Here is a 13,394-nt window from a genome sequence, read left to right as displayed (position 1 = left end):
GGGGATTTCTACAGTGCTGCTAGAGAATATCACCAACTGGGCACGGTAGCCCAAGAGCAACGGCAGTTTGATGTGGCTGTTGATTACTACAACAAGGCGCTGAAGATATATGAAGATGCTGGGGATTTCTACAGTGCTGCTGGTGACTATCACCAATTGGGCATGGTAGCCAAAGAGCAACGGCAATTTGATGTGGCAATTAACTATTATCAAAAAACCTGGGAAATTTATGAGCAATTCCGCGATTGGTATTGGGCTTCACAAACATTGGGTAAGTGGGGAAGGGTTTTAGAAGCTCAAGAAAATTACGCTGAGGCTTTGCAAATTTACATTCGTGTTTTAGATATTGACTTAGAGCATAATCAAGATTTGATTGGTTATCGTATCAATGATTTAGGGCGTATGCTCCAGCAGTTAGGCGAAAGCCAGTTTCAAGTTATTTGGCGCGAGGCAACGGGTGAAGAGTGCGCGGGAGAGGTACGCGAGGCAATTTGGGCAGTGCGGGATGAGCTAGGTTGATTCAGATCCCCGACTTCTTGAAGAAGTCGGGGATCTCGCAGCACCATAAGTTTTGTTTAAGTGTTGTTAGCGATCGCATAAGCGTTTGCCACAAAAATGCTCATTTTCATAACCAAAGCGATCGTTTTCATTAACAAAATGCTCATTTTCATTAACAAAGCGATCGTTTTCATAAACAAAATGCTCATTTTCATTAACAAAATGCTCATTTTCATAACCAAAGTGATCATTTTCATAACCAAAGCGATCGCTTTGATCACTACAAGCTAGTCATTTGGAAGTGCAATGTCTACGACGGGCTACACCTACGCAACATTTTTGCAATATTGATAGCAGCAGTGTTCTATCCTAGAAACAAAAAGGGCAAAAGTATGCAAGCCTACAAGCTCAACGCCACAATTGATGAATCAGGTCATTTAATTATTGACGAACCTCTGAATATTACTCCTGGTAAAGTGGAAGTGATTATTTTGCAGCCAGTTCCATCCTTGGAAACTTCTACTGAGTCACAGCCAGATAAGCCGAAGAGACAAACAAAAATCAAAGCTTTGCAATGCTGGTTTGAAAAAACACAACCTACGCCTTCTGATTTTGACCCACACCAAGCCAGATGGGAAGCTTTAAAGGAGAAACATAATCTGTGAAAATCTTGTTAGATACCAACATCATAAATAATTAAGTCAAATATATATGAATGCCCAATTAACCCCTGTCGAAATCCAAGAATTTCAGCAACTTCTCGCAAACGACACCCCAGCCCAACAAGCGCTTACTACCCTGCAACAACACAACGGTAATCTAGAAGCGAGTTTTGATGCACTTTGGCAAGAGAAAGTCGGCAAAACAGATTATAGTAAAGGTAAAAAATCTCTCTTGCAACTCACCCTCAATGAAATTCGCGCCGAAATCTGTGGTGATGATGGTTTACGGGGCAAAATTAAAGAGTACACTAATAACCCTGGTAGTTCTTCTCTGCTCAATAGTATCATTGGTTCACTGGTGATTGTTGCTGCTGCACATGGAATTCCGATTGATGGTGCGATCGCAACAATTGTCGTATTATATATTTTGAAAATTGGAATAAATGTTTTCTGCAAATACACTGCACCAGATAGCGAAGCAGAGCAAGGTAAAAATAATAATTCCTAACTCCTATACAGACAAAGATTTTTCGCGTCTCCCCTCACGTCCCCGGTAAATTTCGTAATCGTTCATCCAAATGATTACGATCTGCCAAAACCTTTAACAACGGCCCGTGTGAGGTAAATTCTACAATACTGACTGAAGCCACAGGACATCCCAAACGAAAACGGAAACGTCCCACATCAATCCCCAAAAAACTACACAGAAGAATTCTAATAGTTGCTTTGTGTGCAACAACTAAAACATTGCCACTACTATAATTTTGCTTGATTTCTTCAATTACCTGCAAGGCGCGAGAAGCAATTGTAACTGCCATTTCTCCACCAGTTGGAGCATTCCAAGCCGGGTCTGCTGACCAGCGAATATAATCATCGTGATATTCACGACTAATTACTTCTGGGGTTTTTCCTTCCCACTTACCATAGTTGATTTCTTTTAAACCATCTCTAAGTTGTGGTTCTATCTTTATTGCTTCACATAAGGGTTTTGCTGTCAATACAGTTCGCCGCATTGGACTACAAAATATTGCTGTCCAATCCATAGAACTATATGCGTCAGCAAAAGCCTTTGCCATATCCAAGCCCTCTGGCGTAAGTTCTGAGTCTATGGAACCGCAAAAGGAATTATTGCGACTGCATTCTGTCTGTCCGTGACGGAGGAAATAAAGAGTTAGGCTCACAATAAATATATTGTCATGAATTGTAAATTTAAGGGCGCTAACAATCAGATGTAGCTGAATATAGTTAATGCCTGTGGTATATTACTACAATTTTCTGATATTTTGAATAATTTTCAGGGGAAAGTTGCCGCCGTTAGCCCCATCGGAGACATTGCCAAATAGCGATCGCAATTTGGCTGATTTTGATAAGCAAAAAATAAAGGTGGGTAATACCCACCTAATCTCTTACTCATCCTCCAAACTTAAAATTATTTATTTGTATTTATAAAATTGGAATTCATTAATATTATTCCTCTAATTGTAGAACTTGATTATTTGATGTAGAGACGTAATAGATTACGTCTCTACAGGAATCTTGTAAATTCAGCTAAACCCTTATCTCTCAATGCCTGCTTAGAACATCAGAAAGGTTTATGACATTGAATTTTGAACAATTCATAGTTTCTTGCAAAAATGGAATCCACCCCATTTATATCCCTAGAGTTTCTGCAAAAAAACTATGAATTTTTAGTCAATGCTTTTCTTGACATTATCTTTCACGTCTTCAATTCCATGACGTACTTCGCTTTCAGCTTGCTTTGCTTTACCTTTAGCTTTATCTTCTGGATCTCCAGTGATATTGCCTAATGCTTCTTGGGCTTTACCTTCAACATTTTTAGCAGCTGCCTTTGCGCGATCTTCTATACTCATTTTGTACTCCTGATTTAATGAAGAATCTATTTCAAAGTTATTTTGTAGCTTTGAAATCTTTTTTGTGATTACTTTTACAGAGTAACTTAAAGTTTTTGCTAAAGCCTTCCACCACAAGACATATTAAATAATTCGTAATTCGTAATTCGTAATTCGTAATTATGAAAGCTAATTGTAGTAAGGATTCTGGCTGTTGGTTGAATACAAAATAAAGTAATAAGAGTTTAGTTCCCTATGCTAAAAGGCATAGAAAAAGTGCCAATATTGTAATTTATACTTTTGACTTTTTAACTAAAAAACCCAGTTTCTTAGAGAAGCTGGGTTAATAAATTTATGGGTATATTTGTTGTCTAATCTAGAAAACCCATGAGGCTTTCAGAATTGTCAATCTCATTTGATGCTATAGGACGATTACCGAAGGTGGAATAGCTTTCATCAATTACCAATAAACTTGAGCCAATTGGACGAATCCCAGAAAGGTTGATACTTTCAACGACTTGAAATGTATTAGCACCAATTGGACGAATACCCATTGAGTTATAGGTTTCAACTACTTCCAAAGTACTGGTGCTAATGGGACGCACCCCAGCAATTGAGAGGTGTTCAGCAACTTCTAAGTCGCTAGCGCCTATGGGACGAATTCCAGAAATAGCTAGTGTCCCAGATGCTCCCACTGGCAGTTCTTCCTTGACTTTATCAGCATTCAAGCTCTGGTCTTGTTGATTTTCAACTTCCTCTTTAGACTTGGCATTTTGCCGAGAACTGCTTGCTTTGCCAGTGTTGCTAATAGTCATAAACGAAGACCTCTGGTTTGTTAATTGAATTTTACAATAATTAAGGAAAGATGAAATTTTTTCCCATATACATTAGAGTTTAACCTTAAAAAACCTCATATAGATATAAGAATCTTTAAAACTGATACATAAGTAAACTTTAATTAATAACTTTTGTAAAAAATTATTACTATTTATTTGGTCTAATAAGCCAGCTAGAATGGATACAGGGCGGAATCGTCACCATGAGATAGGGTATTTTCAGCAAAACTGTATGACAGAATTTTGTCTTCAAGCTCCCTTTAGTCCCACAGGCGATCAACCACAAGCGATCGCACAACTAACTGCTAGTATTCAATCAGGCAACCGTTATCAAACTTTACTAGGAGCCACTGGAACTGGTAAGACATTTTCGGTAGCAGCAGTTATTGAGAAAATTGGCAAGCCTACTTTAGTTCTCGCGCATAACAAAACCCTCGCTGCACAGCTTTGTAACGAGTTGCGAGATTTCTTTCCCAACAACGCAGTCGAGTATTTTGTCAGCTACTACGATTATTATCAGCCAGAAGCGTATATTCCCGTTACCGATACTTATATTGAAAAAACGGCGGCGATTAATGATGAAATAGATATGTTGCGGCATTCAGCGACGCGATCGCTTTTTGAACGTCGTGATGTCATTGTTGTTGCTTCCATCAGTTGCATCTACGGTTTAGGAATGCCAGCAGAATATCTAAAAGCTGCCATCCCCCTCCAGATAGGTATGGAAGTAAATCAGCGCCAAATTTTACGAGATTTGGCAAATGTTCAATATAGCCGCAACGACATAGAAATGGGGCGAGGCAAGTTTCGCGTCCGTGGCGATGTCTTAGAAATTGGCCCAGCTTATGAAGACCGAATTATTCGCGTCGAATTCTTTGGTGATGAGATTGATGCAATTCGCTACATCGATCCGGTGACAGGGGAAATTCTCAAGAGTTTGGAAGCGGTGAATGTCTACCCTGCGCGTCACTTTGTCACACCAGAAGAACGCTTAGAAGGAGCTTGTCACGACATTGCCGCAGAATTAAAACAGCAGAAATTAGACTTAGAACAAGCTGGGAAATTATTAGAAGCGCAACGCATAGATCAACGTACACGCTATGACCTAGAAATGCTCCGCGAGGTAGGTTACTGCAACGGCGTTGAAAACTATTCCCGTCACTTAGCAGGAAGACAAGCCGGAGAATCACCAGAATGTTTAATTGATTATTTTCCTAAAGATTGGCTATTAGTTATTGATGAATCTCACGTTACAGTGCCACAAATTCGTGGTATGTATAACGGCGATCAAGCGAGAAAAAAAGTTTTAATTGAACATGGATTTCGACTTCCGAGTGCTGCTGATAATCGTCCTTTGAAAGCCGAGGAATTCTGGCAAAAGGTGAATCAGTGTATTTTTGTTTCCGCCACTCCGGGAAATTGGGAAATAGAAGTTTCTGAAGACCATGTAGTTGAGCAAGTAATTCGACCAACTGGAGTAGTTGATCCAGAAATTTCTGTGCGTCCTACAGAAGGACAAATTGATGATTTGTTGGGAGAAATTAAAGATAGAGCCGATCGCCATGAACGAGTGTTAATTACCACATTAACCAAACGGATGGCGGAAGATTTAACCGAATATTTGCAAGACCGCAGTATCAGGGTACGGTATTTACATTCCGAGATTACTTCTATTGAGCGCATTGAGATTTTGCAGAACTTGCGCGAGGGAAAATTTGATGTTTTGGTTGGTGTGAACTTGCTGCGGGAAGGCTTGGATTTACCCGAAGTTTCCTTAGTAGCAATTATGGATGCAGATAAAGAAGGTTTTTTGAGAACAGAGCGCTCCTTAATTCAAACTATTGGTAGAGCCGCGCGTCACGTCCAAGGACAAGCGATTTTGTATGCCGATAATATGACAGGTAGCATGATTAAAGCTATTGATGAAACAGATAGACGGCGTGGTATTCAAACCGCACATAATCGACTGCATGGGATTACACCGCAATCGATTGTAAAAAAATCAAGTAATGCGATTTTGTCTTTTTTAGATGTATCTCGGCGGTTAAATGCAACTGACTTGAAAGTTGTAGATGAACATATAGATGAACTGCCATTAGAACAGATTCCAGGGTTGATTACTCTGTTAGAAGCGCAGATGAAAGAAGCGGCGAAGAAACTGGAATTTGAAGAGGCGGGTAAATTGCGCGATCGCATTAAACATCTGCGAGATAAAATGTTGGGACGTTAACGTGAATCTGATGCTGACCAATATTCGCCTAATTAGTGTAGACTGCTTGCAAAAGTCCCTTAAAACCCAACCCCTGTACTAAAATTGAAATGTTAAGCTCTGTTGGATGCTTGATCTATGTTTTTGCAAGAGCTAAAAGAACAAGCCTACAAGCTCTCTGTGAGCGATCGCCTCGCCCTTATCAGCGCTGTAATTCAATCTTTGCAAGACACGTCCTTGATTGAAAACTGGCAATATCTGGTTGCTCGTCCTCATCCTTGGCGTAAACAACTCTACATTAAAGGGCATAAACTACTAGCCTCAACGGTTAGGTATGACATGATTGCTAATCAAATGTCGCCAGAGCAAGCAGCCGAAAATTGGGATTTACCTCTATCTGCAATATACGAGGTGATTCGTTACTGTGAGAGTCACCAAGAACTGCTGAAATTAGAAGCACAGGAAGAACGCTATCGCTTGGAAGAAAAAGGAGTCCCATTTGAGTCTACGAATGCTGCTTGATGAGGACTCTCAAGCAAAATATTTAGTCAATCTTCTTCAAGCAGCAGGACATGATGTCGTCACAGTTAATTTAGCAGGTTTAATGAATCGTTCAGATTCAGTTGTGTTAGACTACGCAAGACTTGAACAGCGTGTGTTACTCACACGTAACTGCAATGACTTTCATGAGTTGCATCAAGTAAACCCAACACATTCAGGGATTTTAGCAGTTTATCAGGATTCTGACGCTGCTAAAAACATGATCTATCAGTCAATTGTTCAGGCGATAGCAAATTTGGAGACAGCAGAATATCCACTTGAAAATCAGTTTGTTATTCTCAATCAGTGGAGTTATTAGTCTAACTGATTGAAATAGCTGATTCCAGTCTGAAATACGATCGCGAAGTCAAAGCGATCGCTATTCGGGAATTATTGCGAAAAGTCTAGAAGGCGATCGCATTAAACATCTGCGAGATAAAATGCTAGGACATTAAAGTAAATCTTATGCTCATGAATATTCACCTAATTAGCGTTCAACTTGCTAACCAGAAGCGATAATGGATAAGATGCCATTTACGTTTTAAGAGTGTGGTAGCCATGACTGAGTTACTTGAGCGTGCGATCGCGCAACTGAAAACTTTACCTGTTGCTGAACAGAATGCGATCGCTGCTCGTCTCCTTGCTGAGATAGAGGATGAGCAAAGATGGAAGGCTCAGTTTGAATCTACAACAGATACTCAGTGGGATCGTCTAGCTGATATGGTACGGCAGGAAATTGCTGCTGGTGACATCACTCCTTTAGCTGACGTTTTTCCCTCTGAGCAATGAAGTCAAGTGTTACGAAGGTATTTCGCAAGAAACTTGATGAACGTATTAGTTTAGACTACCGCGTTCTTGGCTTGTTGCAGGATGATCACATTTACTGGTTCTGGATTGGCGCACATGCAGAGTATGACGAGTTGCTTCAGCGCTTGTAATGTCAGCAGCCTAAGATAGTTGTGTTGTTGCACGCGGCTTGGCAAGAAGCTAACATCAAGAAGCGAATGGAACACTTAAACGAAAACGAACAAATTCGAGACGTTTACGCACTTTTTGGTCTTGCTGTTTATCAAGCTCAATGCGTTGAACGGGAAATTGGTATTCTGCTAACCACAGTGCATGGCCCCGGCATCCAGAAAATGACTCGCACGGATTACGATGCGATGCTGCAAGGCGAGTTCAAAAAGACGTTTGGTGGACTTATCACTACTCTCCGCAAGGCTGCTGTTGTTCCTGCTGACTTTGACCAAAAGTTAGCAGATGCACTGAATAAGCGTAATTGGCTTGCCCATCATTATTTTTGGGATAGGGCTGGGCATTTTATGACTCAAAAAGGTCGCCAGATGATGATGAAAGAGCTACAAGAAGTTGTAGACCAGTTTGCCGAACTTGATGCACAAATAACAGAAACTGTTCGTGCATGGAGCGAGAAACACGGTGTCACTCAAGCGGTCATCGAGCAAGAGATAGCCAAACTCATTAGCGATGCAAACAACTCGTCGTAGGCTGACAAACATCAACACAACAAGGCGCTGATGCTGAGTTCGAGGTTGCTTGTCGTCGCTGATTTGAGCCGTTAATGACAAGCTTTCGCGATCGCATTAAGCATCTGCGAGATAAAATGCTAGGACGTTAACGTGAATCTTATGCTCACCAATATTCCCCTAAATTAAAATAGCGATCGAAAGTTATCCATGAGTGTCCAGCACAACGTATTGAGATAGTCAAAATGCAAAGCGAGTTGCCATTGCCAACCAAGGAGCAATATGAAGAATTTGCTCAACACATTTGCTGGGCACACAGTTGGTATAAGCATATTCCTCTACTTGAAGGGACAGAGTTTGTTTTTTTCTTTTCCAAACAGGCGGGTAAAGGGTATTCAAAAGAGCAGCCGCGCTTACATTACGGATGGAAAACTACCGAGGAATATCAACACCGATTTGGTCATCTTGACTATATGTATCGCTTTCCTGACGCTCAAGCTTTTGAGAAACCAAACCGCAAAGGAAGCGGCAACAGCAGGCATTAATGAAACACCGAAAAAAGTGGTTAAAATTACGAGTACTGCTGTTCCTCCTGCAAATCCCCAAAAGTTCATAGCAATTGAGTTGGTCGAATCAATTGGTGGTATACAAGTGCTGAATAAGCAAAATTCACTTCCTTTCGTTATCAGAAAGAATGTGGCAAGCATTGCAACTCCTAAAACTCCTAAAACAACCCATTTATTCAGGTGTAGTGAAAATCCTGAACCGTGAAGTTTTAAGGAAACTGCTGGAGTTTCTATAGGATTGGGATGAGATTGTATTTGTCCATCTGAACCTGGAACGACTTGGGGATTATTGGAGGAGGATTGCACAACGTTGGAAGATTGTTGGGGTTTGTTAGAAGGTTGCATTTTGGTTGATTACTCCTTTATTTCGTGAAATATTCGACAAAGTTGGAAATTAAGATAGTGTTACTAAGGCGTTGTCTTAATTGCAAGCCAGACTGCTGCACCAACTACTACGGCGGCAGCTAGAGGAACACCGCCAATAATAGCCACAAGAGTTGCAACTCCAATTCCAATAACACCGCCTGTGATCTCTGGATGCTCTTTTACTATCTTGAGAACATCTTCTCTCTCTGGCGATTGAGGTAGTGGAGATATGCCAGGTGTTTGAGGTTGAGGAGTAGGCGAGGGTTTAGGTAATGGACTACGATCGTTTTTTGCTGTTTGTTTTTGTTCTTGAGAGCGATCGCGCCGAGTTTCAGGTTTTTTAGATGAATTAGAATTAGGTGGCGCTTTAGATTGGCACTCTGCTGGGAGTGTACCAGACCAGTTAATCATGGGATGGCAAGAGTGTTGAATCTGCAAAGTTTCTATTACTAGAAGCGGTGTCCAAAGTAAAAAACATACAACTAGGATTGTTTGGAATTTATAGCGAAGCCATCGGTCGATTAAACTGGGAAAGTTTGTGATAATTTGCATGATCTAATTTCCGATGTTTTGCTTAAAGTGCATAATCGACCTGCTTTACTGAAATATGCGATCGCATATCTCTCTAGATTTCTCAGTTGACTGGGAAATCTCAAGAGCCATATTTGTAGACTTCCCAAAAAACCTATCGAAGTAACAGTTTCAGATTCAAAATCAGATTAGTTCTGAGGATGTTTATAAAGTCTAATTTATTCACCTGCATTCTGAAGAACAGTAGCATACAACTGATTACTCACCCGAAAGTCTGCTTGCTCCATCAACTGATCCATTAGGGGCTTAATGGCAGGAATAAAACTCTTGTGTTTAGCTTGCAATAAAACACCTAATAGTCCAGTTACCTTAAGTCCGTAGTTTGTTGCTAAAGCTCTGCCACGACGTTCATCCATCAAGAGTAAATCTGCTTTCAGTTCCAGTGCCAAAATAATTGCTTCAGCTTCACCCAAATCAATATTGTTTTGGTTTGTTTGAATGTCTATGACTTTTTGAGTATCAACAACTGTTTCAGTTTGAATCCAGGATAATGTCTGTACTTCGACTGCGCCAGGAACAACCTTTCCTGCTGCAACCATTTCGTTATAAACCGCTAGAGGGATAACGATGCTTCCATAAAGTTGCTGCAACAGGTGTAACTGATCAATAGCTGCGAGGTTTGTGATCGGGGAAGTATCACTAACAATAATCACAGTAAACCCATTGATTGCAAGGTCTTAATATCTGTCTGCAAATCTTCGACATCGTAGTTGATACAAAGTCCCCGTTTTGCCAATTCGTGTTGAAACTCAATCACTGTTAGCCCAGTCCAAGTACGGGCTTTACCACTACTAATTTTTTCCTGTTTGTACAACATGATGGCGATTTCGAGCCTTAATTCATCCTCAGTCATCTTAGTTGATTGGAGGATGTCATCAGGAATTACAACGCTCATTGGATTCTGCCGGAGAAAATTAGATTATCCTGATTTAAAGATAAACGATTCTGCATAGTAGTGGCAGCAGTCAAACACTGCGTTGGTGCAGACGGAACATATATTAGTGAGAATTTAAGGTTACTAGCTAGAACACAACCGGAAAGTTTTCTGCCAGAGGCGATCGCTAGAAAGCACCTGTGAGATAAAATTGACCAGGGTCGTAATTTGGTAGATGTGGAAATAGCGATGTCTACGACAGGCCACCGCCCATTTGTACCGACAAGTGCAGTTTGAAACCGAAGCCACTGATAATTGAATAGATGAGTGATAACGATAGATAGATAGATAGATGCGCCTAGGAATCTACAGTTTGAGGTTGAAATGCACAATAGAAGGCAGATTTAAAAGGCTTACTTGCTAAAATGAAGAGCAGTTATACACATTTTTTGTTATCAACTAGAATATGAGACAGGTAATTGTCTATCGAGATGAAGATGGTTATTGGATTGTAGAGTGCCCCAGCCTAAAAGGTTGTCTTAGCCAAGGTAAGACTAAACAGGAAGCCCTTTCTAATATAAAAGAAGCGATCGCAGGTTACATCGCTGCGTTGGAGGAAGATGGCTTACCTGTTCCAGAAGATAACTTTGAAACGTTTCTGGTACTCGTGTGAGCAAACTACCGACGGGATGCTGATTTAAGCGTAGAAGAATTTATTGCATTGCTATAGGGTTGAACTGGGTGAGGCGATCGCCAAAAAGCATCTGCAAGATAAAATGGTGGGACATTAGTCTATAGACTATCGCCATCCTCGCAGATTTTTATGTACCTGCGCCAGATACCACATATAATCATCAATTTTGTAATTATCAACAGCTTTAACTATATATTCCTGAGCCAAATCAAGATTATTCTCAACTTCGTAATATAATCCCAAGTAAAGATGACTGTAAAAATTTCCCTTTATCCCTTCTGATTGACCCACAGTTAAAACATCATCTGGTATACAATTTCCCGCATAAAAATCATATACGCGCTGCATGATGCGTCGAGGGTCATTTTTCACAGTTAGTAAAGAATTACGTGCCTCTTCAACACCTAACGAACGAGCTATGCAGAGATATCGCCATACTGTCTCTTCTACATCTTGAGCATTCACTGTCAAATCTATTTCAAATTGTTGAGCGCCTTCAGCAAATCTTTCTGCATAATAGTACGATAATCCCCGTTGCCAGAGGTAAGGTTTAATACTGGCATCTAATTGCTCGGCCATGTCAAAATCTTGAATAGATTCATCAATCTTGGTAAGCTGAAAGTTTACCATACCCCGACGAACATAAGCATTAGGGTTTTTCGGCTGATTGTGGATGGTTTCGTTCCAGCGCTGGAGTTGATTTTCTAGAGAATTTGAAAAAAACATGATTTACCAAGCCTATATAGAGAATTAACTAACATATTTTCAGCTTTGGGGAGAGTACGTCAATCTTCCAAATATTAGGCGTTTCTGATTTCCTGAAGCGTTAACTTTAAAAAAACTATTTTATGTCATAATTTTGATGCTATGTATTCATTTTATCATGACCAGCATTATCGAATTTCCTTGGCAGGAAGAGGCTATTATTCGCCATAGTCAGCGCCTAGTAAACAGTTTTCAGCATTGGACGGGAAATTCTTTGTTAGATGTAAATGGTGTACCCCAAAAAATAGCACAGATATTATTTGAATCAGCTTTTGCCTTAGTTTCTCACGGCACTGAGTCAGATCCAATTTTCAACTATGGTAATCGCAAAGCATTGGAATTATGGCAGCTTTCTTGGGAAGAATTTACTAGAATGCCTTCTCGGAAATCTGCTGAAGAAGTTCTGCAAGAAGAACGCGATCGCCTATTATCAGAAGCAGCAACTAAAGGCTTTATCAAGAATTATTCCGGTATTCGTACTTCTAGTACTGGTAAACGTTTTTATATAGAAGATACTATTCTATGGAACGTTTTAGACGAACAAAATCAGCAATGTGGTCAAGCTGCTTTCTTCTCTAACTGGAAATTTATCGTATGAAGCTTACTGCTTCAGTGCCAATTCTATAACAAATCTCAAATATCAAACTGAGATCCATCCATGAGGTAGAAGAAACTACTTACAGGATTCAGTATTGTAGAATTGCTGTCTTAAAATCAGGAAAAACGCCCGTGGTTCCAATTAGCGATAATAATCCGACAAAAATCACGCCTTATGTAACTTATGGACTGATTGTTGCCAACGTCCTCGCTTTTCTTTATGAAGCAAGTCTTCCCCCACAAGCATTAAATGGATTTTTACACCTTGCGGCTGTAGTTCCACGAGAACTGACTTTAAGCTTTGGTGGTATGTCTCTACATCAACCAGTACCAGAGTGGGCAACTTTGATTACTTCCCAATTTTTACATGGGGGATTGTTGCACTTAGGCGGCAATATGTTGTTTCTCTGGATTTTTGGTAACAACGTTGAAGATAAGTTAGGTCATGCCAAATATTTACTGTTTTATTTAACTTGCGGAGTTTTGGCATCATTGACACAATGGTTCTTCGCTCAAGATTCTAGCATTCCTTCTTTGGGTGCAAGCGGTGCGATCGCAGGTATTTTAGGAGCGTACATTCTCCGCTTTCCCAACGTTGAAGTTCTCGGCGTAGTCCCTTTAGGGATTTTCTTCCCGACTTTCCGCGTGCCGGCATATTTCTTTTTAGGATTCTGGTTTCTCGAACAAGCCTTCTACGGGCTAGCTAGTCTGGAAACACCTACCAATATCGGTATGGAAGGCGGCGGTATTGCTTACTGGGCACATGCTGGCGGGTTTATCTTTGGGGCAATTCTCGGCCCACTATTGGGTTTATTTAGCGATAAATCCCAGGAAGAATCTTGGTAATCTTAGTACCCCTCAA

The 13,394-nt window shown here is 40.4% G+C and carries 22 protein-coding genes; 13 read left to right on the top strand and 9 right to left on the bottom strand.

What is annotated here, in order from left to right:
• Positions 1-519 (top strand): tetratricopeptide repeat protein (locus V7K98_RS10790; protein ID WP_335021538.1); only part of this gene is annotated, 519 nt, incomplete at its 5' end.
• Between the two features lie 56 nt (positions 520-575).
• On the opposite strand, the gene V7K98_RS10785 is transcribed toward V7K98_RS10790, so the two are convergent.
• Positions 576-728, bottom strand: coding sequence for a hypothetical protein (locus V7K98_RS10785; protein WP_335021536.1), 153 nt, complete (start codon positions 726-728; stop codon positions 576-578).
• Positions 729-890: 162 nt separating this feature from the next.
• Here V7K98_RS10785 and V7K98_RS10780 point away from each other — a divergent pair, with 162 nt between their 5' ends.
• Both V7K98_RS10780 and V7K98_RS10775 read left to right on the top strand, forming a co-directional pair.
• Positions 891-1,163: a hypothetical protein gene (locus tag V7K98_RS10780; RefSeq protein ID WP_335021535.1), complete on the top strand. Its 273-nt coding sequence runs from the start codon at positions 891-893 to the stop codon at positions 1,161-1,163.
• Between the two features lie 46 nt (positions 1,164-1,209).
• Positions 1,210-1,668, top strand: a complete 459-nt coding sequence (locus V7K98_RS10775) for a hypothetical protein (RefSeq protein WP_335021533.1) — start codon at positions 1,210-1,212, stop codon at positions 1,666-1,668.
• Positions 1,669-1,702: 34 nt separating this feature from the next.
• Here the strand turns inward: V7K98_RS10775 and V7K98_RS10770 are convergent, their stop codons facing one another.
• From V7K98_RS10770 to V7K98_RS10760, 3 genes are all read right to left on the bottom strand, one after another.
• Positions 1,703-2,341: a histidine phosphatase family protein gene (locus V7K98_RS10770; protein WP_335021532.1), complete on the bottom strand. Its 639-nt coding sequence runs from the start codon at positions 2,339-2,341 to the stop codon at positions 1,703-1,705.
• Positions 2,342-2,848: 507 nt separating this feature from the next.
• Positions 2,849-3,031 (bottom strand): CsbD family protein, encoded by a 183-nt coding sequence (locus V7K98_RS10765; protein WP_265270000.1) that lies wholly within the window; start codon positions 3,029-3,031, stop codon positions 2,849-2,851.
• 350 nt (positions 3,032-3,381) lie between these two features.
• A complete protein-coding gene (locus tag V7K98_RS10760; RefSeq protein ID WP_335021530.1) occupies positions 3,382-3,825 on the bottom strand; it encodes a hypothetical protein in 444 nt (147 codons plus the stop codon).
• A gap of 253 nt (positions 3,826-4,078) precedes the next feature.
• Here V7K98_RS10760 and uvrB point away from each other — a divergent pair, with 253 nt between their 5' ends.
• The 6 genes from uvrB (at position 4,079) to V7K98_RS10730 (ending at position 8,100) form a co-directional block, all read left to right on the top strand.
• On the top strand, positions 4,079-6,076 hold the full coding sequence (gene uvrB / locus V7K98_RS10755) for an excinuclease ABC subunit UvrB (protein ID WP_335021528.1): 1,998 nt from the start codon (positions 4,079-4,081) through the stop codon (positions 6,074-6,076).
• 117 nt (positions 6,077-6,193) lie between these two features.
• Entirely contained in the window at positions 6,194-6,577 is a 384-nt protein-coding gene (locus V7K98_RS10750; protein ID WP_335021526.1) for a hypothetical protein, read from the top strand.
• Positions 6,567-6,914 carry a DUF5615 family PIN-like protein gene (locus V7K98_RS10745; RefSeq protein WP_335021524.1) on the top strand — a complete coding sequence of 116 codons (348 nt, stop codon included), beginning with the start codon at positions 6,567-6,569 and terminating at the stop codon, positions 6,912-6,914. The genes V7K98_RS10750 and V7K98_RS10745 overlap by 11 nt, the downstream gene beginning before the upstream one ends.
• 239 nt (positions 6,915-7,153) lie before the next feature.
• Positions 7,154-7,384 carry a hypothetical protein gene (locus tag V7K98_RS10740; RefSeq protein ID WP_335021522.1) on the top strand — a complete coding sequence of 77 codons (231 nt, stop codon included), beginning with the start codon at positions 7,154-7,156 and terminating at the stop codon, positions 7,382-7,384.
• The gene (locus tag V7K98_RS10735; RefSeq protein ID WP_335021520.1) at positions 7,381-7,533 is read left to right on the top strand and encodes a hypothetical protein; all 153 of its coding nucleotides are present in this window, start codon (positions 7,381-7,383) and stop codon (positions 7,531-7,533) included. The genes V7K98_RS10740 and V7K98_RS10735 overlap by 4 nt, the downstream gene beginning before the upstream one ends.
• Positions 7,534-7,554: 21 nt before the next feature.
• On the top strand, positions 7,555-8,100 hold the full coding sequence (locus tag V7K98_RS10730; RefSeq protein WP_335021518.1) for a hypothetical protein: 546 nt from the start codon (positions 7,555-7,557) through the stop codon (positions 8,098-8,100).
• Between the two features lie 392 nt (positions 8,101-8,492).
• Here the strand turns inward: V7K98_RS10730 and V7K98_RS10725 are convergent, their stop codons facing one another.
• From V7K98_RS10725 to V7K98_RS10710, 4 genes are all read right to left on the bottom strand, one after another.
• Positions 8,493-8,990 (bottom strand): hypothetical protein, encoded by a 498-nt coding sequence (locus V7K98_RS10725; protein WP_335021516.1) that lies wholly within the window; start codon positions 8,988-8,990, stop codon positions 8,493-8,495.
• Between the two features lie 63 nt (positions 8,991-9,053).
• Complete coding sequence (locus V7K98_RS10720; protein WP_335021514.1) at positions 9,054-9,563, bottom strand: hypothetical protein; 510 nt, start codon at positions 9,561-9,563, stop codon at positions 9,054-9,056.
• Between the two features lie 197 nt (positions 9,564-9,760).
• Positions 9,761-10,255, bottom strand: coding sequence for a DUF3368 domain-containing protein (locus V7K98_RS10715; protein ID WP_335021512.1), 495 nt, complete (start codon positions 10,253-10,255; stop codon positions 9,761-9,763).
• Positions 10,252-10,497 (bottom strand): UPF0175 family protein, encoded by a 246-nt coding sequence (locus tag V7K98_RS10710; RefSeq protein WP_335021510.1) that lies wholly within the window; start codon positions 10,495-10,497, stop codon positions 10,252-10,254. The genes V7K98_RS10715 and V7K98_RS10710 overlap by 4 nt, the downstream gene beginning before the upstream one ends.
• 60 nt (positions 10,498-10,557) lie before the next feature.
• Here V7K98_RS10710 and V7K98_RS10705 point away from each other — a divergent pair, with 60 nt between their 5' ends.
• Both V7K98_RS10705 and V7K98_RS10700 read left to right on the top strand, forming a co-directional pair.
• The gene (locus tag V7K98_RS10705; RefSeq protein ID WP_335021508.1) at positions 10,558-10,680 is read left to right on the top strand and encodes a hypothetical protein; all 123 of its coding nucleotides are present in this window, start codon (positions 10,558-10,560) and stop codon (positions 10,678-10,680) included.
• A gap of 262 nt (positions 10,681-10,942) precedes the next feature.
• Positions 10,943-11,149 (top strand): type II toxin-antitoxin system HicB family antitoxin, encoded by a 207-nt coding sequence (locus V7K98_RS10700; protein ID WP_335021506.1) that lies wholly within the window; start codon positions 10,943-10,945, stop codon positions 11,147-11,149.
• Between the two features lie 126 nt (positions 11,150-11,275).
• Here the strand turns inward: V7K98_RS10700 and V7K98_RS10695 are convergent, their stop codons facing one another.
• On the bottom strand, positions 11,276-11,896 hold the full coding sequence (locus V7K98_RS10695) for a tetratricopeptide repeat protein (RefSeq protein ID WP_335021504.1): 621 nt from the start codon (positions 11,894-11,896) through the stop codon (positions 11,276-11,278).
• A 157-nt stretch (positions 11,897-12,053) separates the two neighbouring features.
• Here V7K98_RS10695 and V7K98_RS10690 point away from each other — a divergent pair, with 157 nt between their 5' ends.
• Together V7K98_RS10690 and V7K98_RS10685 are read left to right on the top strand one after the other, a co-directional pair.
• Positions 12,054-12,533, top strand: a complete 480-nt coding sequence (locus V7K98_RS10690) for an MEKHLA domain-containing protein (RefSeq protein ID WP_335021502.1) — start codon at positions 12,054-12,056, stop codon at positions 12,531-12,533.
• 131 nt (positions 12,534-12,664) lie between these two features.
• Positions 12,665-13,378, top strand: coding sequence for a rhomboid family intramembrane serine protease (locus tag V7K98_RS10685; RefSeq protein WP_335021500.1), 714 nt, complete (start codon positions 12,665-12,667; stop codon positions 13,376-13,378).
• Positions 13,379-13,394 lie beyond the last annotated feature (16 nt).

The sequence above is a fragment of the Nostoc sp. genome (assembly GCF_036917435.1).
Lineage (GTDB): Bacteria > Cyanobacteriota > Cyanobacteriia > Cyanobacteriales > Nostocaceae > Nostoc.
The sequence above is the reverse complement of the archived record's forward strand: the minus strand, read 5'-3'. Positions and strand labels throughout refer to the sequence as shown.